The 24,579-nt window shown below is 61.7% G+C and carries 18 protein-coding genes and 1 pseudogene; 11 read left to right on the top strand and 8 right to left on the bottom strand.

Annotated elements, in window-relative coordinates; translation table 11 throughout:
* On the top strand, positions 1-318 hold a 318-nt coding region (locus CI41S_RS44080), incomplete at its 5' end, for a hypothetical protein (RefSeq protein ID WP_210242655.1).
* Between the two features lie 197 nt (positions 319-515).
* Here the strand turns inward: CI41S_RS44080 and CI41S_RS14960 are convergent.
* The 7 genes from CI41S_RS14960 to CI41S_RS45145 form a co-directional block, all read right to left on the bottom strand.
* On the bottom strand, positions 516-947 hold the full coding sequence (locus CI41S_RS14960; protein ID WP_139487237.1) for a hypothetical protein: 432 nt from the start codon (positions 945-947) through the stop codon (positions 516-518).
* 139 nt (positions 948-1,086) lie between these two features.
* Positions 1,087-2,010, bottom strand: a complete 924-nt coding sequence (locus tag CI41S_RS14965; RefSeq protein ID WP_139860057.1) for a DUF2493 domain-containing protein — start codon at positions 2,008-2,010, stop codon at positions 1,087-1,089.
* A gap of 336 nt (positions 2,011-2,346) precedes the next feature.
* Positions 2,347-3,447, bottom strand: coding sequence for a DUF7146 domain-containing protein (locus CI41S_RS14970; protein WP_139860059.1), 1,101 nt, complete (start codon positions 3,445-3,447; stop codon positions 2,347-2,349).
* Positions 3,447-7,529, bottom strand: a complete 4,083-nt coding sequence (locus tag CI41S_RS14975) for a strawberry notch-like NTP hydrolase domain-containing protein (protein WP_139860061.1) — start codon at positions 7,527-7,529, stop codon at positions 3,447-3,449. Before CI41S_RS14975 ends, CI41S_RS14970 begins: the two co-directional genes overlap by 1 nt.
* Before the next feature lie 426 nt (positions 7,530-7,955).
* On the bottom strand, positions 7,956-10,082 hold the full coding sequence (locus CI41S_RS14980; protein ID WP_139860063.1) for a ParB/RepB/Spo0J family partition protein: 2,127 nt from the start codon (positions 10,080-10,082) through the stop codon (positions 7,956-7,958).
* Between the two features lie 232 nt (positions 10,083-10,314).
* Positions 10,315-11,508: a DUF932 domain-containing protein gene (locus tag CI41S_RS14985; protein ID WP_139860065.1), complete on the bottom strand. Its 1,194-nt coding sequence runs from the start codon at positions 11,506-11,508 to the stop codon at positions 10,315-10,317.
* A gap of 272 nt (positions 11,509-11,780) precedes the next feature.
* Entirely contained in the window at positions 11,781-12,737 is a 957-nt protein-coding gene (locus CI41S_RS45145) for a Fic family protein (RefSeq protein WP_347339248.1), read from the bottom strand.
* A gap of 101 nt (positions 12,738-12,838) precedes the next feature.
* Here CI41S_RS45145 and CI41S_RS45150 point away from each other — a divergent pair, with 101 nt between their 5' ends.
* On the top strand, positions 12,839-13,348 hold the full coding sequence (locus CI41S_RS45150; protein WP_347339249.1) for a hypothetical protein: 510 nt from the start codon (positions 12,839-12,841) through the stop codon (positions 13,346-13,348).
* A gap of 355 nt (positions 13,349-13,703) precedes the next feature.
* Here the strand turns inward: CI41S_RS45150 and CI41S_RS14995 are convergent, their stop codons facing one another.
* The gene (locus tag CI41S_RS14995; RefSeq protein WP_018270286.1) at positions 13,704-14,024 is read right to left on the bottom strand and encodes a DUF736 domain-containing protein; all 321 of its coding nucleotides are present in this window, start codon (positions 14,022-14,024) and stop codon (positions 13,704-13,706) included.
* 1,202 nt (positions 14,025-15,226) lie between these two features.
* On the opposite strand from CI41S_RS14995, the gene CI41S_RS15005 reads away from it, so the two are divergent.
* The 9 genes and pseudogenes from CI41S_RS15005 to CI41S_RS15040 all read left to right on the top strand — a co-directional run bounded on the left by CI41S_RS15005 (position 15,227) and on the right by CI41S_RS15040 (position 24,479).
* A complete protein-coding gene (locus CI41S_RS15005; protein ID WP_139860069.1) occupies positions 15,227-15,481 on the top strand; it encodes a hypothetical protein in 255 nt (84 codons plus the stop codon).
* Positions 15,482-15,593: 112 nt separating this feature from the next.
* Positions 15,594-16,013 carry a hypothetical protein gene (locus tag CI41S_RS44015; RefSeq protein ID WP_175607155.1) on the top strand — a complete coding sequence of 140 codons (420 nt, stop codon included), beginning with the start codon at positions 15,594-15,596 and terminating at the stop codon, positions 16,011-16,013.
* 384 nt (positions 16,014-16,397) lie between these two features.
* Positions 16,398-16,589: a hypothetical protein gene (locus tag CI41S_RS15015; RefSeq protein ID WP_139860071.1), complete on the top strand. Its 192-nt coding sequence runs from the start codon at positions 16,398-16,400 to the stop codon at positions 16,587-16,589.
* Positions 16,590-16,593: 4 nt separating this feature from the next.
* Positions 16,594-16,878, top strand: coding sequence for a hypothetical protein (locus tag CI41S_RS15020; protein ID WP_139860073.1), 285 nt, complete (start codon positions 16,594-16,596; stop codon positions 16,876-16,878).
* Complete coding sequence (locus CI41S_RS45325) at positions 16,838-17,104, top strand: TylF/MycF/NovP-related O-methyltransferase (RefSeq protein ID WP_430650022.1); 267 nt, start codon at positions 16,838-16,840, stop codon at positions 17,102-17,104. Before CI41S_RS15020 ends, CI41S_RS45325 begins: the two co-directional genes overlap by 41 nt.
* An 861-nt stretch (positions 17,105-17,965) precedes the next feature.
* Positions 17,966-19,240 (top strand): annotated as a pseudogene (locus CI41S_RS15030) (IS256 family transposase).
* A gap of 1,180 nt (positions 19,241-20,420) precedes the next feature.
* Positions 20,421-20,594 carry a hypothetical protein gene (locus tag CI41S_RS43490; protein ID WP_172626753.1) on the top strand — a complete coding sequence of 58 codons (174 nt, stop codon included), beginning with the start codon at positions 20,421-20,423 and terminating at the stop codon, positions 20,592-20,594.
* A gap of 462 nt (positions 20,595-21,056) precedes the next feature.
* Positions 21,057-21,524, top strand: a complete 468-nt coding sequence (locus CI41S_RS43495; RefSeq protein ID WP_283813121.1) for a transposase — start codon at positions 21,057-21,059, stop codon at positions 21,522-21,524.
* Between the two features lie 225 nt (positions 21,525-21,749).
* Entirely contained in the window at positions 21,750-24,479 is a 2,730-nt protein-coding gene (locus tag CI41S_RS15040; protein ID WP_244626525.1) for a DUF5695 domain-containing protein, read from the top strand.
* Positions 24,480-24,579 lie beyond the last annotated feature (100 nt).

A 24,579-nucleotide genomic window follows, 5' to 3' on the forward strand; every position in this document is an offset into this window, starting at 1 on the left:
CGTTCCAAGGGCCGGAGCACAGCGGAGGACGCCGTTGAGGCGACTTTCTTGTCTCGCGAGGAATGGGCGCAGCCCAGGGGAAGAAAGTCGCAGCAACGGCGTTGCGGCTCAGACGATCGAGGCGAAGCCGGTCTTCGGCCAGATCAAGCCATCAAAGAGGCCACGTGCGTCCGCGTGCTGAAGCGCAATCTCAAGGAGGAGACTGGCCACTCTCGGTTCAACTGCTCAAGATGTTGGAACGATTCAGCGAAGAAAGAGAAACAATCAGCCGCAAAGGGCGGTATCGTCCGTGACCGAACGATCGAGAGCGCGCAATGAGCCACCGCGCCGAGTGGGCCCGGCCGAGATTGCTGCAGCCTGGTGGAAGCGCACCGAAGAGGCAGATTTGCTTCTCGCTCTCATCACCTTGACCCCGCATTCAACGAACCAGGCGAACCTGTTCGACGAGGAAGGGGACGAAGGATCATCCCTCGCGTGTGGCGGCCGCGAGAATGGTTGAGGCGGTTGCGTCAAGTCTAGCCGGCTCGAACAGAAGGGTCTCCGCAAGCAAGCACAGTCAAGCGCGTCCACGTCGTGCCGCCTACGCAAAGCGCGCCGAGGCAGGCGAAGGCCTCACGCCAGGCCAGCGACGGCACTGCGATCTGCGATAGCGCGAGCACAACATTGTAGCCGGCGATGGCAGCTGGAACAGCAAATATGGTCGCGATCATGACGCGCAGGGCTACGGATCGGCTGGCAGCGAAGGTGGTCCCACCGACGGCAAATGTCAGCACGCCCGCGGCAATTGCGATGAGCAGCGCGCCGATGACGCCGGCGCCGCCATGGAACGCTATCATCCCGCAATTGAGTGCGACGAAGAACGGCAAGGCATACACTGCCAGCGCGAAAACTGCCCAGCAGAACAAACCGATGCCGAGTGCGTTGAGAACAAGCCCAAGGGCGGGCATGGTGGCGGCTCCATTGCATGGATTTGCAAGTCGCACCTTCCACCACCACCACGGCGCGACTTCGGATATAAGGTCTGAACGAGGCGGAGTTGCGGCTTATACAACTCCGCTCTGAAGGTTGGGGGCGAGATGACGGCGCTCACGCGCCGCCGAATCTCCAAACGGGGATGCCGAAACGCCTCGCCTTGTCGGCGAGGTTGTCCTGGATCCCTGTACCCGGAAAGTGCATGACGCCGATCGGCAGGAGTTCGAGCATGACGTCATTGCGCTTGAAGGGGGCCGCCTTGGCATGCTTTGTCCAATCGGGCTTGAAGGCGATCTGGGGCACCTTGCGGGTGGTCGCCCATTTGGAGGCGATCAATTCGGCGCCTTTGGGCGAGCCGCCATGGAGCAGGACCATGTCGGGATGCTTGGCGTGAACCTTGTCGAGGCGATCCCAGATGAGGCGGTGGTCGTTGAAGTCTAGCCCGCCGGTGAGTGCGATCTTCACTCCTGGCGGCAACATGACCTCGGTCTCGGAACGACGCTTGGCGGCGATGAAGTCGCGGGAGTCGATCATCGCCGCGGTGAGCGTGCGGTGGTTGACCAGCGAGCCCGACCGGGGACGCCAGAACGAGCCGGTGTAGACCTCGAATCGTTCGATCGCCTGATCGCGAAAGATTTCCAAGCAATTTCGACGCTCGATCAGCGTGATGCCCTCGGCCGTCAGGCGCTCAAGCTCGACCGATCGCACCTCCGACCCGTTCTGCTCCCGTTGGCTCTTGCGCTGGCCTTGTTCATTGTCGTCGAGTTGGCGTTCGATGCGGTCGACGGCACGATGGAACAGGTTCACAGTCGACCAAAGGAGCTCGTTGAGGTCCGGCTCAAGCCGCGTATCGCTCAGCGTGGCGACCAAGGCGTCGAACATATCGACGATGGCACCGGCGATCATCCTCGCCTCGGGAAGTGGTCTTGGATCTGGCTGGTCGTCGAAGGGACGATAGCCGAAGAGCTGCAATTCGCTCAGGACGTGGTCGGTCGAAGACGTGGCCTGCGCCGGTTCGATGTCGTCGTGGTCGGTCATGGGAAGAGGTCCTTTGCCGGATTGGCCGCGCCCATCGCGGCCTTCGTGGCGATCACTCAGACGGCGGGCGGAACGGGCCAGAACCCGGAGCGGCTTGTCCGCCGAAGCCCGGTAGGGCGTAGGCGGAAGCGGAGGGCCGAAGCGGCAGCGGAGGATGGCGGAGGCCGGCTATTTTGCTTCGCGATGCAAAGCGCGCTGGTCGGATCGCCAGCGTTCTTCTCATTGCCTGCGCGCGGCGGAAAATAGCCGGACGCAGCTATTGCCGGCCCGAACCGCTTGCCGTCCGATCGCCCTCCAGAAGGCCGTGGTCGCGTGCTCTTCCGGCATTGGACCAATCTACGACCGATCCAGCGCGGTCGATCGAACGATAGCGGCTTTTTCCTCGGCCAGCGGGGGCGAATGCAGGAAGCGAGCGACGTCTTCTGGTACGAGCTGAAGCAGCAACGCTGCTCGGAGCGCTTCAGGGCCGAAGATATGCAGATCTTCATTGAAGTCGCCCAGCCGAGGCGACAGCGCGATCGCTTCAACGCCGGCATCTTCCGCGCGCTGGGTAAGGTTAGCCTGTACGGCATCTCCGGCGGCATCGGCGTCGCGGGCGATGTAGAGTCGACGTAGCCCAGATGGCAGCAACATGGCTGAGAGGTGATTGGCCGACAGCGCCGCTGTCATCGGCAAGGTCGGCAGAACGTAACGCAGCGACAGCATGGTCTCGATGCCCTCGCCGGCAGCGAGCACGTCGTCCACCAGGCCGAAACGAACGGCATTGCCGAGCAGGTCGCCCATGGCCCGTCGTGGCGTGTCGACAGGAGCCTTGCCGAGCCGGACACGATCAAAGCCGTCTGGATCGAGCCAGGTGCGATGCACACCGGAGATCCGCCCAATGAGGTCCGTGACGCAGGCGATCATCGCTGGCCATGTTTCGGTCGGCAAATGCTCGTCCGGTCGATAGTAGCAACGCGGGTGGAAGCGCAAGCTGCCGCCATGGTGGATGCGGGCGATTCCGCGACGCTGCAAATAATCTTCAACCACAGTCCCGTCGATTGGGCTGGACATGGCGAAAAGGCGACGGGCTGCTTCCTGCGATCCGGCCGGCACGGCTGGACCCACCAGTTCCTGAGCAGGTTGCCGCTCGGAACGAGGTAGCTTCAGAAAGCGTCGCGCCTCCTCGGCCGCCTCGCGAAAGTCTCGCAAGGCCAGACTTTCGCGGATGACGTCGAGGAGGTCACCATGTTGTCCGGTCGCGGCATCGGTCCACTTGCCGGCGGGACCCTTCGGCGATTCCTGGAGCCGTACGAACAACGAACGGCCCGGCGTGTTGTGGACGTCGCCGACCACCCAGTACCGTCCGGCCCGCCTACCATTGGAGAGATAGTGCCGGCATACCGCCTCGGCCTCGCGCGCGAGGCGGCGTGCCAATTCGGAGGCGTCGCGGGGCATCACGCGGCCTCCCGTCCACCAACGCGCGCGACCGGGTAGCTGTCGAGCACCTTCGCCAGGACCTCCACGCCGCTTGGGTCCGTGGGCACGAACATGCGGAGCTTCCAGGAGATAATCTCCGCGAACAGACCATAAGCCCGCAGGCGATCGCGCATGGTGTCGCTGAATCCCGACAGTTCGATGCGGGTTGCACCCATCAATCGGACACGGCGGAGCTGGAGGTCTTCGGCAAGATCGACGATGATCCGTCCCTCCATCAGCGCGACAAAGGCAGCGTCCGGCGTCAACGTGGGAGCATCCGCGGCAAGGACGTTCGCGACCCAGACGGCGGAGACCTTGCGGCCGATGATGCGTTCGCCCGCGTCGGTCTGGAGCCGATAAACTCGGCTTGATTCATTGGGCAGCCGCTTCCAGATGGGTAACAGCAAGCCGGCCACGACGTGGATCGTACTCTGCGTGAACTCGGGTAGCTCGGCGAGCTCCGCCAGCCAGGCCGCGGTAAAGCATTCGCGATCCGATTCGGCCCAATGGCTTTCCGCCATCATGTTGAGGGAGACGCTGTGCTGCTCCATCGGCCGTATCAGGCGGATGCGCCGCTCGATCTCGCCGTCGTCGAGCATGAAACTTGGGGCCGGGAGCTGCACGGCCGCACGGCTCGAGCGTTCATTGAGCAACAGGATCGCGCGATGATCGGAAAGCCGAGCCAGAGCCTCATCGAGACTTAAGGGATGATTGCGCTGGCGCTGGGTCAGCGTAAGCAGGCGGGTCTGCGCCCCGGTGCCGGGATGGGTGTAGATCGTCCGCCGGTCGCAGACGACAAAGCTATCGGCGCGGAGCGTTTCCAGCCCAATGTCATAGGTGCCGGAGGCAATCGCGCCCTCGATCCGAGCGGTCAAGAGCTGTTCGAAGACGGTGAACAGAACGTTCTGTAAGTCGATGGTGAGCGCCAGCAAACGATTGAGGAAGGTCGTGATCGGCGGCAGGTCGTCCCTCAGCCCATTGGCATCAGTCAGTTGCAGGCCGGTCGCATCCTCGAACCACTCGAGCGAGCAGCCGTCGACCTTGCCGCGAACGAGCAAGGTGTAGAGTTGGCGCAAGGCATCACGCCCGTACCGGCTTTCGAGATTGTCCTCCGGCCGGAACAGGCCCTGCCCTCCCGTGCCGCCCGCGTCGGAGAACACGAGGACGCGCTTGACGTCATCCATGAAGGCCGAGGTTTCCGCGAGGTTCGCCGAGCCCGCTCGGCTCTCGACCACCAATCGGTCGTGCTGGCGGACGATGCGGCGCGAACGGCCGGTCACTTCGGCGACCATGTCGGTGCCGAAACGCTGGATGACCTGATCCAACGCCCCAGGAACAGGCGGCAGCGAGGCAAGCTTTTCGATCAAGCGGTCGCGGCGCAAGACAGCCTCCCGGCTCTCGACCGGCTGGCCGTCGCGATAGACAGGCCGCGAGCAGAGGTTGCCCTCTGAATCAGTGAAGGGCTCATAGAGCTGCGCCGGGAAGGAATGGGCGAGATAGTCGAGGACATACTCGCGAGGCGTAATGTCGACCTGGACATCGCCCCAGTCTTCGGTCGGAATCTCGGCCAACCGACGCTCCATCAGCGCTTCGCCCGTTGAGACGATCTGAATCACCGCGGCATGGCCGGCGTCGAGATCACGCTCGATCGATCGGATCAGCGAAGGCGTCTTCATCGAGGTCAGCAGATGCCCGAAGAAGCGCTGCTTGGCGCTTTCGAAGGCGGATCGCGCCGCCGATTTGGCCTGCCCGTTCAGCGTTCCGGTTTCGCCGGTGATGTTGGCGGCCCGCATCGCCGCGTCGAGGTTGTTATGGATGATGCTGAACGCGTCAGCATAGGCGTCGTAGATGCGAACCTGCTCGGACGTAAGCTGGTGCTCGACGAGCTCGTACTCGACCCCCTCATAGGACAATGAGCGGGCGGCGTAGAGACCGAGCGCCTTTAGATCACGGGCCAGGACCTCCATGGCCGCCACCCCACCCTGCTCGATTGCCTCGACGAACTCGGCGCGCGTGACGAACGGGAAGTCGGCGCCGCCCCAAAGCCCGAGGCGTTGGGCATAAGCGAGGTTGTGCACCGTGGTGGCGCCCGTCGCCGACACATAGACCACCCGAGCATTCGGCAAGGCGTGCTGGAGCCTCAGGCCCGCGCGCCCCTGCTGAGAGGCCGCCTGGTCGCCGCGCTCGCCCTTGCCCCCGACCGCATTCTGCATGGCGTGGCTCTCGTCGAAGACGATCACTCCGTCGAAGTCGGAGCCCAACCATTCAACGATCTGCCTGACACGCGAAAGCTTCTCGCCACGCTCGTCGGTGCGTAGCGTGGCATAGGTTGTAAATAGGATGCCCTCCGAAAGCCGGATCGCCGTGCCCTGGCTAAACCGGGACAGCGGCGTCACCAGCAGGCGCTCCATGCCCAGCGCCGACCAGTCGCGCTGGGCATCTTCGATCAGCTTGTCGGATTTGCTGATCCAGACCGCACGGCGGCGGCCCTTGAGCCAATTGTCGAGCAAGATTCCGCCGACCTGACGTCCCTTGCCCGCGCCGGTGCCATCGCCCAAGAACCAGCCACGGCGAAAGCGGATGGCGTTCTGTGCGTCCTCGCACGCGGCGGCCACAACATCAAAGGTCGGATCGACCGTCCAGGAGCCTGCCAGGAACTCGGAATGTGCACCGCCGGCATAAATGACGCTCTCGAGCTGAGCGTCCGACAGAAGTCCATCTGTCACCACACGCGACGGCAGGTGCGGACGGTAGGTCGGCTTCGGTGGCGCGACGGATGCCATCGCCGCGGACTGCACGAGTTTGGTCGGATGTGGATGCGATCCGGGAATCCGGATCGACTGCAATTCGTACTCCTCATAAAGCGCATCGGTCAGTCGGGCTCCTTCCGGCGGTGACCATTCGACTGTCTCGTAGTTGAGCTCTACGCCTCTTGGTCTCGCGCTTTCAGACGTGGATGATTGACACGGTGCAGCGGCGGCGGTCGATCTCGCCTTCGCTGGACGACGACGCATAAGGTCGACCGCAGCCGGCGTAGTGACGAGGGGTAGCCTCGAAGGCACATGCTGGGCCACCCAGTCAAATAAGGTCGCGACATCGCTCGCGATGCCCGGTGAAGAGGGAAAGACTTTCGGATCAGCCGCAGGCAGCTTGTCGATCACAAGCAGCCTTGTGTCCGTTTGTGTCCCGTGCTTGGCGTAGACGGCGCCGTCAATGGCGGCAGAAAACGCAACCCGCCCGCGTTCCTGGAGACGAACAAAGGCTTCCGTCCATGCCGGATTATCCGGCGCAAGGGTCTTGCCAACGATGGCGACAAGACGCCCGCCGTCGCAAAGGCGCGCCAAGGCCGAGGTGATGTGCCGAAGAGCTGCGTCCGGCATCGATCGTTCGACATTCGCCACAGCCGAGAACGGCGGGTTCATCAAGACGACGCTCGGGGCGACACTCGCCTCAAGGTGATCATCGATCTGGGCGGCGTCGAAGCTTGTGACCTTAACGTCGGTGAACAGCTGATCGAGCAATGTCGCGCGGTCCTCGGCCAACTCGTTCAACACCAGGGCTCCGCCCGAAAGCTCAGCAAAGATAGCAAGCAAGCCTGTCCCTGCAGAGGGCTCGAGAACGCGATCGGCAGGCGTAACGCCCGCCGCCGCAGATGCAACAAGGCCGAGCGGAATCGGCGTCGATAATTGTTGAAGTGCCTGGCTATCCTCGGAACGCCGCGTATGGGTCGGCAGACGGTTCGCGATCCTTGCGAGCATCGGCAGCATGGCGGCCGTCGAACCCACCTTGGCGCGCATGGCCGGGCCGAACTTGCGAAGGAAGAGAACGGTCGCCGCCTCGCAGGCGTCATAGGCGGTCTTCCAATTCCAGGCGCCGGCCGCGTCCGAGGCGGCGAAGGCAGCCTCCATGGCGCTGCGCACGACAGCGGCATCGATGCGACGACCGCGTTCGAGCTCGGTCAAGAGCTGCCGTGCGGCGCGGAGAGCGGCAGAGGTGAGACTTGCAGCGGCACGCATCGAGAGCGGCGCGGCGGCGGCGCCGCCGGTGAGAGATTCGGTCATGGTAGGATGTCTTTCGGAGAGCGGGAACGGGTCGAGCCGGCTGGCGCTCTCTCTGGACCGTGCCGGCTCAAACCCGTCCCGCCCGCTCTTTGCCTCTCAGGAGGCGGCCGCGCGCCCTCACGCCGCGCCACCACATTCGGCCGGCGACAAGACGAAATGCAGTGCCGGGCACGGCGTGGAGGGCCCCGCCGGTCTCACCGCGTGACCTGAGCGATGAACGCCTCGAGGAGATCGTTCGTGGACTTGCCGAGGATCTGATCGGCCGAGATTACAACGACCGCGCCGCCAAACCGTCGGCAAGCATCGGCAAACAAGCAAAGGAGGAAACGGCCGCTGAAGGCAGAAGCCCGGCATGAAGCCGGGCGCGAGATGAGACGTTGCGATGGAAAGTGTGCGGGACGGCCGGAGCCGTCCCGCGATAAGGCGTCATTCGGCGGCATCGAGCTGTGGTTCAGCCTCGTCGCCACCGTCCTCCTGCCCTTTGTCGGCGAGGAATTCGGGGAGCGGGCCTGCCTCCCCTTCCTGTTCGACTGGCGAGGCGGTGGCGTCGACGAGGCGCAGCAGCTCCGGCAACCAGCCCGAACCCTCGAGAAGACGCTCGGCCTCCCTGGCCATCTCGGTCTTCTTCAGGTGATCGATCAATTGCGCCGACGATTCACCTCGCGCCTCCCGCACCGCCTGAAGGATACGAGGCTTGGTGACGCGGCCGAGATAATTGTCGACGGTCGGTCTCCAGCCAGACTGAACCATGTCGAGGCCGACGGCGCGCGCCAGCACATCGGCCTGATCGAGCCGAGAGCAGACACCATGAGCATAGACACGGCCCTGATTGGAACGGTTGGCCGGTTCATGGACGGCGTTGACCGCAAATGACGCACAGTGAGCAAACAGGGATGCCTGTGCGGCACCGTCAAGGGCCGTGAGCGCATCCCAGAGATCGCTCTCGCTCTTGGGCAACCGTACCTTCCAGGACTCGTGCCGTGCCTCCACTGCCTTGGCAGATCCGCTTTCCCTGAGCCCGGGGGCTTGAGCGGGAAAGGTCGGCGTGCGAAGTCCGATCTCAAGGCAGGTGCCTGTCGATCCGTACCGGTAAAAGGCCGTCAGCACGAAGTTGTGCAGCACCGCCTGGAACGCGATTGCCGGATGTTCTGCCAGCGCGTCCCGTAATGCCAACGTACGATGCGCCGTCAGTTCGGTGATGAGCCGATCCGGCAACGGCCTTGCAACATCCTCATCATGCTCCTCCGGCTCGGTCGATGCACCGGCGAGCGAAACCGCCGTGCGCTGGACGGAAGCATCGGGCTTCTGCCCTTCAGTCACCGGTGCATCAGTGCCTCGCTCGCCTTCGATGTCAGCCGCAGGCACCTCGTCCTCCGGTCGGACATATCCCCGATTGACAGAAAGCCGTCCTTCGCAATCGATGCTGACGAAGACGCCGGCCCTGGCCATCTGGTCCGGCTCGAAGATGTCCGGCCGGTTGTTGAACGCTTCGAGCGCCTGCTCGAGTTCGCCAAGCTGCGCGTCCACCTCACCGGGCAGTTCGTCAGCGTCTTCAAATCTTGTCTGAAGCGCGTCGTATTCCGCCTGGAGGGCATCGAAGCGCGCCTGCTCCTCGGCGGTGAGAGCAGCCGGATCGCCGTCGAGCCGACGAAGCCCGTGGTCATGGCCGTAGGGAAAGCTGGCGGCGGTGGTCTCGATCCACTTCCAGCCTTCGGCGGCGATCGTCTCAGCTTCTGCCCTCAGCTTCTCAGCCACGAGACGCTCCAGCAACGCAACGTCCTCGAGCCAGCCGCCGCCATCTTCTTCGAAGAGATCGCGCAGCACGTCGCCGCCGGCCGCTTCATAAGCGGCGAGGCCGACAAATCGCGCGCGCTTGTCGGACGCCCGCACCGCACGCTCGGTCAGGAGGCGCCTGATCTGATACGGTTCGTCGTAGCCCGACTTGCTGACGGTCTCCCAGGCCTGTTCCTGCCGGGCGTGTTCGGCGGTAACCGAGAACGCCATCAACTGTTCGAGCGACATGTCGTCGTCGGCGTAAACCTCGAGCAGCCTCGGGGACACCGCCGCAAGCCGCAGCCGCTGCTTTACCACGTTGACGGATACAAAGAAGATGGCCGCGACATCTTCCTCGGACCGTCCTTGCTCGCGCAGGGTCTGGAATGCGCGAAACTGGTCCAGAGGATGAAGCGCGACGCGGTGCACGTTCTCGGCGAGCGAGTCCTCTTCCGCGGTGATCTCGTCACCCATGTCACTGACGATGCAAGGGACCGGCGCGGTCTTCGCCAGGCGCTTCTGCTTGACCAGGAGCTCAAGCGCGCGATAGCGGCGACCTCCGGCCGGCACCTCGAACATGCCGGTCTCCTGACCTACGTCGTCGAGAACAGGCCGGACATTGAGGCTTTGCAGCAGAGAGCGCCGGGCGATGTCCTCGGCGAGATCCTCGATCGAGATGCCGGCTTTGAGGCGCCGTACGTTGCTCTGGCTCAAGACGAGCTTGCTGAAGGGAATGTCGCGCGAGGACGACAGCTTGATCTTCTGAACGGCCTTTGTCATGTCAGTTTCTCCGAAACGGGCGGCCGGGAGCCTCTCTCTCGGCCTCCAACCCGTTCACGAACAGGCCCGCCCCTCTCTTGCTCTCGCTTTTGCGGGCGCAATGGCGGTGGTTGGCGGCTGCCGCGCTATCGGAAAACTGAGTGGCGACCGATCTCGGATGCGACCCAGATCGGTGAACCGGAAAAGCGCAGACGAGCCAAGCTGGAGAACGGAATCCCCGGCTTGGCCGCAACTACGCAACGCGGTCGAGCAACTTCTTGGCCCTGGCCTCCATGTCAAGGCGGACATCCTGATGCGGCCTGTCGCGCGCGACGGCGGTGATGCCCTGCACGAAATCGAAGATGCTTTCAGGCGGGCGGCCTTCCTCCGCCAGCACCGCCTCAATCACCTTGCCTGTCTCGGCCTTGGAGAAGCCGCGGCGGCGCAGAAACTCGGTGCGATCCTCGTCGCTGCGTGCCACGATCCGCTCGCGGGCGGCCTTGATGCCGTTGACGAAGGGCATGGGTGACGAGTTGGCGAAGTTCAACAGTGCCGGGGCTGCCTCGTGAGCAAAGCGGGAGGCTGCGTATTTGGAATGGCGGATGGTCATCTCCTCGAAATCCTCCACGCCCCACAGATTGCGATTTTGACAAACCGCACGAAGATAGAAGCTCGCCATGCCGAGCGTCTTCGCGCCGACTTCCGAGTTCCAGCAATAGAAGCCTCGGAAATAGAGGTCGGGCGAGCCGTCCCGGAGACGACCGGCTTCGATCGGATTCAGGTCATCGACCAGAAACAGGAAAACGTCCCTGTCCGATGCGTAGAGGGTTGTCGTGTCCTTGGAAATGTCGACGCGCGGATTGTAGATGCCACTTGACCAGTCGAGCGCACCAGGCACCTTCCACCGTGTATCGCCTGTGCCGTTGCCAGCGATGCGCTGTACGGCCTCAACCAGCTCGTGGTCGTAGATCCGGCCATAGTCGGGACCGGTGACAGCGCGAAGCTCGATACGGCTATCCTCGGTCTCGAGCGTTTTGATCTGCTCGAGGCGATTGGCGGTCAGGCCATATTGCAGGTTGATGCCTGCGAGTGCCGCGGGGAGCTGCCGCAGGTAGGCGGCCGGAGCGCCAACCTGGCTTGCAAGCTGGCCGAAGCTCCAGTGGGTCGGGGCGACCGGCGTGTCCGAGCCGGGCAGCATCAAGGCCAGGCGCTCAGGATCGGCACGGCTCGCCTCGACATGGATGAGCGCACTTTCGACCACGCGCGTCCGGCTGCGGTCCGCGCGCTCGCGCACCGTGCAAGCCAGTTCGTTGAGCGACAGATAACGCTCATCCGCCGGACGACAGAACCACTCCGAGGACACCCGACCAACGCGCTCGCCGCGGCTCACATCCACTCTGTAGCCGAAACTGGCGTTGCGGCTGGCATCAACAATCTGCGTATTCATGGGAGCAATCTCCATGACGGGCGCCGGAAGACTCTCCTCCGACCCTCAACCCGTCATGGCCAAGGCCGCTCCCCTCTGCCTCTCCTGTATCGTCGGTCGTCAATGCCAAGGACCCGCGACGGCGACCCCCGACATCCCGCCGCGCCGCAGCTTCCGTCAGGGATGGAAGCCCGAAGGGTGAAAACCCGGCGTAAGCCGGGGTTTCAGCGCCAGCCGACAGCCCGGTCCCGCAGGGAGACGGCAATAAACTCAGCCAACGCTTGACAAGACACTTAACCGGAATCGTGGAAGGCGGCTTGATAAAGCTCCTCGATCTTCGTGACTTCGTCTGGCGTCAACCGGGAGAATTCGTTGTCACGGGCGCGCTTTGACAGTCGCCCTTCATTCTGTTGCAAGAATCCAAGGAGGCAGTTGAGGGTCCGCTCCGGCATGTCGATCATGTTTTCGACGCCCGAGCGGAATCTATCGAAGCTCCGCAAGAACCGGGCTTCCCTCGGAAGATCCTGGTCGATGGTCCTCTGCACGCATGCGTAGAGAAATTCCGCGTGCGGCGTTGCGTCGAAGAAGCGATAGAAGTCAGCTGTATCGTTCAAGACCTTGACGTTGCCCTGGGGGGTGGTTTCCCATTCGATGCATGGAAGCAATCTACGCGAATAGCTTTCCAGCACGTCCTTGTATTCGCCGATCTTGTCGAGAATGGCTGCTGAAACAGGAAAATGGGTCCCGGCAGGATTGAATCCGCGCCGTGCCAGAACATGGTGCATCAGGGATCGGTGAATGCGGCCATTACCATCCTCGAACGGGCGGATGTAGACGGATCCGAAAGCCAGCACGGCGGCGGCAACGACGGGATCAAGCTCATTTTCCGCCGCCTGATCGAACGCGGTCAATCCGCGCACGAGGCAGGCGATGTCTTCGTGACGCGCGCCGATATGGTCCGGAATAGGTCCTTGGGTCTCGCGGTCATGCTCGCCGACGAAGCCGCCTTCGCTACGGAAACCGAGTTTTACGAAGCGCTTATCGCCAATGACGATCCGCTGCAGGCGCAGCAACTCCGCCTCATCGAGCGGCGCCCGTCCTGCTTCGCCGACGACCTTGCCCCAGCGCTGGATGCGATCCTGCGGCGGTCTCTCGCCTTCGATGACGTAGCTCGTCTTGGAGTCCTTGCGGAGAAGGAAGGCGGCCGGTTCGCGCGAGCAGATCCTTCGGGACCTGGCTGACCACGACACGGGCGCTCCTTGAGGTCCTGTGCAACAAATTCCGTCAGCGCTCTCGTCTTGAACACGAGCGGGCAGAAGTCCGACGTCCCTGGCAGATTGTTGCGGACGCGATGCCGTATCGAATTCTGCCCGGAGTTCGCGAACTGGAGTTCGGTATCGACGGCATCGACATAGGAGACCTTGTCCGCCGTGGGCAGATTGAGTTCGCATCCCAACAGCCATTCGTAGAGAAACCAGATGCGACGCGTGTAGAGCCCGGTCGGCGTCTGCTTCACAAGCTCCGCAATCTCCTCCTCCCGCACGGCAAGGAAAAGCCGCTTCAGGATGGCGAGGTCTATTCCTTCGTTCTTGAGCGCGAAAGTCAGCTGTCCCTCAAGAGTCGCAGCAGGCGCATGACGCGGCGTGTCGATGCGCCATCCTGCTCGCTCAAGGATGCGGTGCTTCGTTCCGACGGCGGAAAGTACGCGTGGGACCGGGACGGCAAGCTGGTAGGCGTCAATCAGCGCTGCGTAGCCGGCGGGAGTCGCGCCTCTAGCAGCCTCCGCTCACGAAAAACGCTCACGGGACCTGAAAACCTTACTTGCATTGGCTCAATCCGTGAAAAACGCCCTTGGTCGTGAATTCACTCGCCAGCTCGCCTTCGGGCCACGGAAACGATATGAATTCCTCGCGTAGGCCCGGACCAGGCAACTTTCCGGGAACAGAGCGAGAAGCTCGCAACGGCATTCAATGAAGGTCGCTTATTGGACTCGCTCCGCCTCCCAGAAGGCCGCGCTTGTGCGCGCAGGGGAGGCGACGAATGCACCCCTGTTTGAGGCCACAATACGCGCGCAAAACCCTGCGCTGGGCCGGCGCCGGAGGCGCCGGCCCAGATCGATCCGTGCAACCCATCCGACAGCGAGAGATTCTCGCTGGCTCGCGCAGAAAAGAAGAACCCCGCCCGACAGATTGGGCGGGGCTCTGAAGGGTTGAGGCTCACTCGCCGTTCTTGCGCGGGCGCGACCACAGCAGCGTGTAGCCCTCGCCGCCTTCGTCGTCGAACAGGTTCGCGTAGATCGGTGCGTTGAACGAGGGATCGTCGAGCTTGAGCGAGAGGTAATCGCGCCCCTCTTCGGAGCGCTTCGACCAGGCTGCGCCGATCTCGGCCCGGCCCACATAGATGCGGTGGCTCGGAGCGTTGTCGTTGGAGCGGTTGGTCTCGGCGACGATACGGACGCCCTTGGCTTGCAGGCTCAGGGTGACAATCTCGCCCTGGAAATCGTTACCCAGCTTCTTGAAGGAACCGATGTTAGCCATGTCACTTCTCCTGTTGTGTTTCGAGCCCGCGACCACCGCGGCCTCGATGGCGATCTAAAGGCCGAGGACGATCGGCGACGCACCCGCGTTCCAAGGGCCGGAGCACAGCGGAGGACGCCGTTGAGGCGACTTTCTTGTCTCGCGAGGAATGGGCGCAGCCCAGGGGAAGAAAGTCGCAGCAACGGCGTTGCGGCTCAGACGATCGAGGCGAAGCCGGTCTTCGGCCAGATCAAGCCATCAAAGAGGCCACGTGCGTCCGCGTGCTGAAGCGCAATCTCAAGGAGGAGACTGGCCACTCTCGGTTCAACTGCTCAAGATGTTGGAACGATTCAGCGAAGAAAGAGAAACAATCAGCCGCAAAGGGCGGTATCGTCCGTGACCGAACGATCGAGAGCGCGCAATGAGCCACCGCGCCGAGTGGGCCCGGCCGAGATTGCTGCAGCCTGGTGGAAGCGCACCGAAGAGGCAGATTTGCTTCTCGCTCTCATCACCTTGACCCCGCATTCAACGAACCAGGCGAACCTGTTCGACGAGGAAGGGGACGAAGGATCATCCCTCGCGTGTGGCGGCCGCGAGAATGGTTGAGGCGGTTGCGTCAAGTCTAGCCGGCTCGAACAGAAGGGTCTCCGCAAGCAAGCACAGTCAAGCGCGTCCACGTCGTGCCGCCTACGCAAAGCGCGCCGAGGCAGGCGAAGGCCTCACGCCAGGCCAGCGACGGCACTGCGATCTGCGATAGCGCGAGCTTCAGCTTCTCGATGGCCTTCCGTTGGACGGTTCCGAATTCCGAGCATGAGCGGCTCGCCATTGCCCATACCAATATGCGTTGCCGGGGAAAAATTGGGCCTATTTAGCCGGCGAGCGGAATACGGCCTCCTTGAGCCGCTTGCGCGACAGGCACAGACCCGCACGATCCCGAAAGATCAGCCTGATACCACATAAACAGCTCCGAGAATGGCGGACTGATAATCAAAACTGCAGAAACCGCTTGAACCTCACGCTACGTCAGGGCGTAGCCTGGAAACTGTCAGTAATCTTGGAGACGCGAAGCATCGGACCAGGGGCGTAGCACAAACCAAATGGCAGAGCTGGTGTGGGCGCCATCGTGAATGTTGCGACCGCTCGTCCCCTCAACGCGATGCGAAGCGCAGCGGCATTAAGCCACAATCGCTCCCTCGCAAGACAGTTCAATCCGGGAGACATGGATGAAATTAGCCAAGACCTCTGCAATCGCATGCGGCCTTTCGGCTTTCCTCGCATACTCCGTCATTGCGCAAAGCCTCGCTACCGACGCCAAGGTTCGCAAAGGCATGCAAGATAGGAGCGTACAAAGTGGCATCAGCGACGATGACGATTCCTCGCCTAAGCTCAGGACCGCAGGCGCCAAAGTTGGCAGGAAGTCGACCAAGGGCACGAAGAGCGCAGCCGGCGGCAACGCACCAGACAAGGAGACTGATTAATCCGAAGCCAACAGCGCACCGGTAGTAGCAAGCGACACTGACGCGAGGCCGTGTCCGGGTAAACCACCGCTCGCACCCTCCGACCGGAGGTTCAGCCGCACCAAGATGAACTGTGACGGTCGCCGATCTTCAAGAACGGGACGACGAAGAGTTCAGCCATTTAGCTCGCGCGTTTGCAGTAGACGACGGAAAGCGTGAGCTGCCCCTGATCAATTGCGGAGCAACGGCCGCACTGCTCAACTGCCCAATCGAAGAGGAGCCGTTGCAAAGGCTGAGCGTTGAACCCGATGCGTCGATCGTTGTGCACGATACGATTGATCCAATCGTTTCGCGACCTCGACTATTGGGTACTGCCCCTCCGATCTCGTACGACCGTGTCAGGTTACCGACATTCATGTTCGCAAGCCGCCCGAGTGGTTGGCTGGCGCGGCGTGAAAAAGCACAACTTTTTGGTCTCTCGTCGTTGCTTCACAGTCTGGCACGCCGGTTGCTGAGTGATGCACGGCTTGGTTGCTCAATGATGACCTCCTGAGGCCCAAGCCGCTTCGTAGCGCAACTCGTGCGGGCGGATCTCCCGCCGCCCGCACGTTTTTCATGGTTTCGACCCAGCCCCACACTTCATGAGCTTATGCTTGCCCCGTGAGGAGGCTGCGCGCCTGTCTGGCACGCGAGTTGCTCGGAGGAATACGGCTTGGCTCTCATGTATCGCGCCCCCCAAGATGGCCAAGCATCCTCCCAGACTAGCGCGGGTGGTCCCCCAAGCCGCCCGCGCGACTTTTCGTTGGCCGCGGGTCTCCCGAGATTGGCCCGGCGACACGCTGCGGAGATTATCGGCGTGACTCGTGGAGAGCTTTGGACTCCCGCAAGCGGCGCTCAGAGGCCAGCCACTCACGGTTGCTTAGGAAAACGTGCTGTGATGGAGAACGGAGCGGACGTCCGACGCATCTTAAGAATTCCATACGTTGGTCGCAACAGCAACATTAGCGATCGCGTGCACGATGCTATCGATGTTGCGCCGAACGTCGGCATCATGCTTGGCGCATTATTGATTATCACCTTTCCGGCATTGCTTGATCACTCCCTTTTTAAGTGCCGTCAAAAGGAATGACGCGATGACAGAATCGGCTGATGATCGCCTATTGGCAGCGATCGATCGGCTAGCAAAATCTACCAGCCAGGTCGCCAAAGCTTTGTCGACAATGCTTGGCAAGCAGGACATTGCAAATGAACACCTGCGCAAACTTGTAATCGCAGCGGAAATGTACGGGCTACCCAGAACAAACCATAGCTTGTTTCGTACTTTGTCTGTGATTGCGCAAGAACAAGCCATTGAGATAATCCGCACAGAAATGCCGAATGCTGTGTTTTTTTGCCGATCATGGCGAGTTCAGGTTTGATGCCTTGTCTGGTCTGTTTGATGAGACAATTCCGGTGTTTGCTCAGCGCGAGCTGCCCGTCGCGTTCATTCACGTCGATTGCGACATATATTCAAGCACAAGAAGCCTCTTTACGGGGCTCAAGTCTCAGATTCGTCCGGGATGCGTTATCGTGTTTGACGAGTACTTCAACTACGTAGGGTTCGAAAAGCATGAAAGATTTAGCTTTCGACGAATTCATCCGTGAGACCAACTATGGTGTCAATTGGATATCCTATTCGGGGCAACAGGCCGCTTGTGTACTGACGAGGGGTGCGTAGTGCTTACCCGTTCAAGCATAGCCCTGGTGGCGCGCGGGCGACGAAGATTTTCGCCGCACCTTCCATCAACGTCGTGGCTGGGAGAGCGATGAGTCAGTTTGGACCGAAATCATGTAGAGCAGCATCGTGCCCACAACGGCTGTCCAGCCGATCGAAGCGGCAACGGCTCACACCCGTACTGACATCGGACGGTCCTCTAAAATCAATAAACGAAGAGGCCGCTGGCGCTGGACAGCGACCTCCTGGACCCGATCTCAAATAAATGTCTTGGAAATAGTATCGCCGCTGAAGGTCCGCCCTCAATAGACGACGAATCCGTAACGCCGTGAAGATCAAACATGTTCAATCATCAACGGAACTATCGCAACGTTGCCGGGGCGACACACTTCTCCCGCGGAGGTCTCACTACGGTGGGCTAAGAGCCGGATTGGCCTGAAAATGAGAGGGCTTGAGGCCTCCGTCGCTGAGAGAGCGAGCGCGCTCTCGCCTGCATTAAGCGAGGAAGCGCGGTCGTGGGACGACCTCTATTACATTCCGCGCGTGGAACGAAAACGTCTGCAGGTCGGCGCAAACTCGTACGCCAGCGAAGCGAGCAAGCGCCAGGGCGACTCGCGGCGGGATAGAACAAGCTAACCGCCCCTGAGAAGCTGCCCGTCACAAGACGACAAGAATGAGTAAGGCCTTCTCAGGGAAATGTCCCGGGTCCTGTTGAATTTCTGAAGAGGTCGGCGTTGCCCACCTTGAGCCGGTAGGCTCGGGGAGCTGATTCCACAAAGGAGAGCAACGCCATGACGAGAGATATCACACCGGCTGGTTCGCCGGCGACTGGGGCTGTGGACGAAGCGTTTGCGGAAGTGCGGGCGAGCTTCGATCGGTTCTGGCTTGCGGCGGGGATCGAGGCGCTCGGCACGATGATGGAGGCGGATGTGTCGGCGGCCTGCGGGCCGCGCCACGGTCGCGATGCAGCGCGGCGGGCGCACCGTTAGGGCCGAACGCGGGGATGGATCGGTTTCCATGGCGGCAAGATCGAGGTCGAGCGCCGGCGGGTCCGGGGCGTGGACGGCCGCGAGGTCACGATCCCGAGCTGGGAAACGGCGGCGCAGGAGGACTGGCTCGGTCGCTGGGCGATGAACCTGATGCTGATCAATGTGTCGACGCGCCGGTTCGGCTGCGCTGTCCGACTGCCCGAGGGTGACGTGCCGGCATCGCCTGGATCGGGGATTCGAAATCGGCGGCCTCGCGGAGGTTCGTAGCGCTGTCGGCGGCGCGGCTGGCCGACTTCATGGCTGCCGATCTATCCGTGCTCGACCTTCTGGTGGTCCAAATCGATGGGCTGCATCTCGGCGACGATCTCGTGCTGGTCGCCGCGATCGGGGTTGACGGCGAAGGCAACAAGCATCCGCTGGCTCTGATGGAAGGGGCGACCGAGAATGCCGCAACGGTTTAGGCCCTGCTGGACAACCTGGTCTCGCGCGGGCTCGACCCGATGGTGCCAAGACTGTTCATCGCCGACGGCGCGAAAGCGTTGTCGAAGGCGATCTGCCGCACCTTCGGTTCGGCCGCTGCGATCCAGCGCTGCCAGATCCACAAGACGCGCAACATCATGGAACGCCTGCCGAAAGAGCATCATGCGGCCACCCGTCGGGTGTTGCGCCAGGCCTGGGAGCTCGATGACGCGGACAAGGCTGAAAAATTGATCCGCAATCTCGCGCGTCGGCTCGACCAGCAATGGCCCGGCGTCGCGGCCAGCATCCTCGAAGGCCTCGACGAAATCCCTGACTGTCGTTCAGTTGAGGCTGCCGAAGGAGCTTCGTTGATCCCTCGCCTGTACCAACATCGCCGAGAACATGATGGGCACCATTCGCCGCGTCACGCGCAACGTCAAACGCTGGCGGGATGCAGGTCAGGCCGTGCGATGGGTCGCGGCCGGCATGATCGAGGCCAACAAGGGCTTTCGACGATTGAAGGCGCATAAGCAATTGCCGGTTCTGCGTGCGGCTCTTCAAGCTCGCCACAATCGCATGACGATCAACCCCGTTGCCCACGTCACGAGGGCCGCGTAACATTCATTCCGGCGACATCGGCCCGACCTAGTTCAACAACGATCGGGACATCCCCCTTCTCAGTCTGAGGACCGGTTTGTGTCCTGAAACTGCCTGGCACAAATTGCACTAGCGGCCACTCAGCGTTCGGGCATAGGATTTAACCCCAAACGCAGGGGTTGTGCCATGGGCAGCGATATATCTTTTAGTGCGCTCATCGTGGCGCTCGGGCTGAGTCCCATTGCAATTATGGCTATCGCTCTATTCATGTAGCAAAACGGAGGCCGCCTCAGTTGGCGGCCTCTTCTTTGGCCTCAAGCAGCTTGATGAGCTTGCCGATCTCGCGGGACTCTCCCCAGACGACAACCTTGACGGATAGTCCCAAAGAAACGGCCCCAGCATGGGGTTACCCGGTGAGGCCCGGTCGTCATCCCCAGGGATCGGCTTATTCGAGGAGAAGAAGGCCGACGAGGGGGAGGACGCCTGAACATGTTCGCAGGATGTGCCAACAGAACCTCCCTGTGAGCGTGTCCTAATCCGCGCATAAGAGACGGCCCAAGCGGGGAACCGAGCCTGCCACTTTTTCCCGTATTCTTACGGACGCGTTAACCATTCTTAGGTATGCGCGCGCTTTGCATTTGTGCCAAACTGTACCTATCAGGATTTTGCCAATAACCGTCCTGGGGCTAGAGCAAGCGCCGCTCGCATGTATTTTAAGCGGGCGGCGTTGCGTTGAGTCATTACAAAAATTGACCCCGGCACTAGGGGCAAATCCGCGCGCTCCGCGACGCGCTTCTTAATAAGGATCAGCCGGCAGCTCACCGCTGCCTAAGTTCGCCCGAGCGATCTCGCGCTGCGCGAGGCCTGTTTCTCGAACAAATTGCAATAGTCGCTGTTCGTCCTCTGCGGTCCACGCCGGCATTGAAACTCCCAAAAATTGATCCGTCCTGAACTTTCAGCGAGGATTGCAGATATTGGCTAGCCTGTCAGTCCGGTTTCCTCCGGGTCTTCAAGTTGTCGCAGCGAGTGTCCTAATCCGTATCCAGGCCGCCGTATCCTGATTTGATTCTTGGGAGTGTCCGGGAGCAAGACTTGGTTGATGTTCTCAGCCCATCATTTTCCATGGGGCGCCATCTGTTCTCAGCTTGTTCCCGTGAGGTTTCGCATGAGATGATCACTGCCTCTGGCGGGGAGGCCCTCCATGAAAGACATGCGGGCACACTTGGAAAAGCGTCGGATCGAGGCGGAAGAGTGTGAGCTAATCAGCAAGCTGGCGACCAGCCCGACTAAGAAAGAGTTATTGGCCAAGCTGGCAGCTCATCACCGGATACTGGCCGGTGAGGTCGAGCGGACGATAAGCGCAACGGAGCCTTAGTTTTCTTAACAACATAGGATGCGTCGGCGCATTGTACCGCCGTCACCGACCAAGGCTCCGCCCGCAGGGGTCGGCGGCTGAGAGACCAAGCACACTCCCGCCCGCACAAAACAAGGAGCGCGGCCATGGCTTCCACCGGTCACGCTTCGCGCGTGCAATGAGGCTTCCAAGATTGCGGAACAGAGCGTGTGTTCGTGAGCTGATCTCATCGGGCTGCGGAGTTACCTGGAGTGCCGGCGCCGGACACCCTCATCATCCAAGACGCAGGAGCCCTTCCCCCTGAGGAGGAAGGGCAACTCACCAATTGGAACGCTGCGCGAACCGGAGCATTCGCGTCCTCACAGACCTTCACACCTTCTCGCGCCCTTCGAGGCATGGCTCGAAGCGCGGTGGGCCTCCGGCTGCCAGGTGGGCCAGCAGCTTTGGCGGGAGCTTCAGCAACAGGGTTATACTGGAAGTCGGGTGACCGTCGCGCGATGGGCCGCCGACAGGCGTGCACATGCAGACGCGGGAGGAGCAGCACAACCACACCTGACCTGGAAAGCTCCCACGCGTCGTCGCTGTGCTTGGTATTTGAGCCAGAATCCGGATCAGATCGATGCTGAAGCCAGGCTGTTCCTCGGCCATCTGTTTGCGCAAGCTCCGGAACTCGCCATGGCGGCCGAGCTGGCGAAGCGGTTTGTGTCCCTTCTCAGTGGTAGCGACATCGCCGGGCTCGATGAATGGATCACACAAGCAGGCAACAGCGAGCTCAAGAGCTTGGCCAACGGCATTGCACGCGACATCGATGCGGTCCGAGCGGCAATGACTACCTCCTGGACAACCAGTCCGGTCGAAGGCCAGATCAGCAGGATCAAAGCCATCAAACGACAAATGTATGGCGGGGCAAGCTACCCGCTATTGCGTCGACGCGTCCTCCTGGCTGCTTGAGAACGACTGTTCAACCCATCTAACCCCGATCGCTCGTGCAGCACCAAATATGCGGAAGAAACCAATCAGAATGAGACTGCGCCGATGGGGACGGACCGATGGTGACGAAGCGGTGCCGACCGAACACTCGGTACTTGAGAACGTATGTCGCTTTGTCGCGTTGACGTTTACGGCGGGAAACGGCACGCCTTGATCATCCGTATAAGGCAATACCGGATATGGTTGATGACGAAGACCAAAGGCATGTCTAACTTCAGGACGTATACGCGTCGTACGATGCTGTTGGGCAGTAGCTTCTTGGGTAGCGCGTTGTTCGGGGGCGTTACGGTGCCTACACCCAATCGGCCGCGGCGCAAGGTCGCCATGGTGTTGAAGGCGGCCGACTCTCCCTTCGTCGTTGGGTGCACACAAGACGGCATTACCTCGTTGCGTTATCGTAACGATACGTATGACACCGATTATGTCCTGCCTGGAGCCGTGCTGGGGACGGCTCACGCTAGAGTTCGGCGCGCCGGATCCGAGTGGCATACGCTTCGAACCGGCGTTGATGCAACGAAGCCGATGCATAGCGCGGCCCTTGAACTTGCAACCCGCGATGCCGGCGTCCTTCTCACGAGCCGCCTCGCAGTCGACGAGGCCGGATTGACGTGGGAGATCATGCTGCGGAACGACGGCATGGCGAGCGTGGAGGTTGGCGACCTCTATTTGCCCATGCCGATGAACACCGAATTTCCGGCAGGGCAACCGGTGTCGGTGGCTGTTTTGAAGCACAGCTTCGTCTCGGGGCATGGATCGCACATCTTCTGGATTCGCGGCAACAGCACCGGTCCCTTCCTCATGCTCTTACCGGAAGCGGACACGTCACTGGAATATTGGGATGTCCACAAGGATTCAGCCGAAGCCAGTGGGACGTGGTGCGCCTACATCTTGGGCGGGGCGGCCGCCGGCGAGGCGGTGGCGGGCGGGACTCGCTGGCGACAGCCGACCCATTCCCTGTCCCTGTCACCGGCCGAGGAACGGCGTTACCATCTTCGCTTCCAGTGGGTTGCCGATTACGAGGCGGCACGTAGGGCTATCGCGGACGCCGGTCTGGTGGACGTGGAAGTAATGCCGGGCATGACGGTTCCCAACGACCTGCATGTCGACATCGCGCTCGCGTCCTCCATCCCGGTGGAGCGAATCGAAGCGGAATTTACCGGCGACACGGTGGTGCAACGGTTGCCGGATCGGGCTGGCAGGCGACTGTGGCGGGTCCGGTTTTCGCGATTGGGCGAGAACCGGCTGACCCTGCACCAGCCGGGTGCGCGCCAGACCTTTCTTGAATTCTTCGCTACTGAGCCCGTCGAGACGATGATGAAGAAGCGCGCAACCTTCATCGTGAAGCGGCAGCATCGTGACCCGTCCAAATGGTACGATGGTTTGTTTGGCGAGTGGAACATGGAGACGCAGGTCCTGCTTGGCCCGGACAATTACGACCGGATCAACGGCTGGCGCATCTATGAGGTGACGTGCGACGATCCCGGGCTGAGCAAGCCCGCTTACCTCGCGACCAAGAATGCCGAGCATCCTGATGTGGCGGAAGTGGCGTCGCTGGACCGGTATATCGATACGTTCGTCTGGGGCGGGCTGCAACGTACCACACAGGAGGCATACGCCTACGGCCTCTACGGCATACCCGATTGGAAGCAGAACCGGGAAAGCAGCGATCCCGGCCCAAAGGGCCGCCTGCATATCTGGCGGCCTTATGACTATCCGCACATCTTCGCGATGTATTTGGCCATGCACCGCATCGCGCGTGACCATCCTGCGATACCCACACGCCAGAGCGCACGAGATTATTTGGTACGCGCCTACGGTACGGCGCTGGCCATGTTCACGGTGCCGGTGCGCGTGGTGATGTGGTCTGCCTACCGCACAGGCTTCTACAACGAATGTGTGATCCCCGAACTGGTTTCGGCGCTTACGACTGCGGGCTTGACGCGCGAGGCAGCGACTTTGGAGGCGCACTGGGCGCGTAAGGTGCGCGCCTTCGTCGATCCAAAGGCGGACCTGTTCAAGTCGGAATATCCGTTCGATTCCACAGCCTTCGAATCAACACAGGCACTGGCGCGTTCGGCCCTTGACGACCCTGTCGCCATGGGGGTTTCGAAGGCGGCAGCGCGTACCTTCGCGGAGCGTCAGATCGCTGCAAATCTGTTTTGCCGTGGCTGGCTGGAACCTGCTTATTATTACCTGGGCAGCGATTATCGCGCGACTGCGGGCGACGCCTATACGCTGACTTATATGGCGCAGATGGGCGGCTGGGCGCTGCTTGATCATGCGCTGAACGATGCAGACGACCCGCATCCGCTCCTTCGTCTCGGCTATGCGTCACAACTCAGCGCGTGGGCTTTGCTGAACAGCGGCCCTGCGTCGGCCGGTCATGGCTATTGGTATCCGGGCGAGGAGAATGACGGCGCGGCCGGTGGCGGTTTCGAGCCGGCGCCGAGCGGAACCACATGGCTCGGTCAGCCGCATCACCGTGGAACGTGGTATTATTCGTGCGAGATCGACCTGGGATTTTGTGGGGCGGTCCGCGCTGCTGCGACGATCGTTGCCGACGATCCCATCTTTGGGCAGGTTTGTTACGGTGGCACCATCGAGACGTTCGCTCATACCCTGCGTATCTGGCCACGTGATGGCGTGCGGCGACGGCTCAACGTGCGGCTCCAGTCTCTCCGATTGGACTTGGTGCTGCTCGACGCCCGATTCTCGGCGGATCGACCGATCATTCTGAATTTGGGGGAGGGGCGGATCAGCCTTACGCCTGAGCCCTTTGCCCCATCTGCATCGGGAGTGACGTTCGAATTGCGGTACGATGACGGGAGGAAGCGCAAGGAGGTCGTCGACATCACGGACAGCCAGATCGTCGTCCGCTTGCCTGCGGCGCGCTTACCGCGGGTTCAGGTTCGCTAGATGTTTAGTCCCGGGCTTTGATGGTGCATCCTTATCGCACGATTCGAAGGAAGCGCTATGGGACAAATTTTACACGGCTGCGCCACCACGACGGAGGCGG

Origin of the sequence: Bradyrhizobium ivorense (genome assembly GCF_900696085.1) — a bacterium.
GTDB lineage: Bacteria > Pseudomonadota > Alphaproteobacteria > Rhizobiales > Xanthobacteraceae > Bradyrhizobium > Bradyrhizobium ivorense.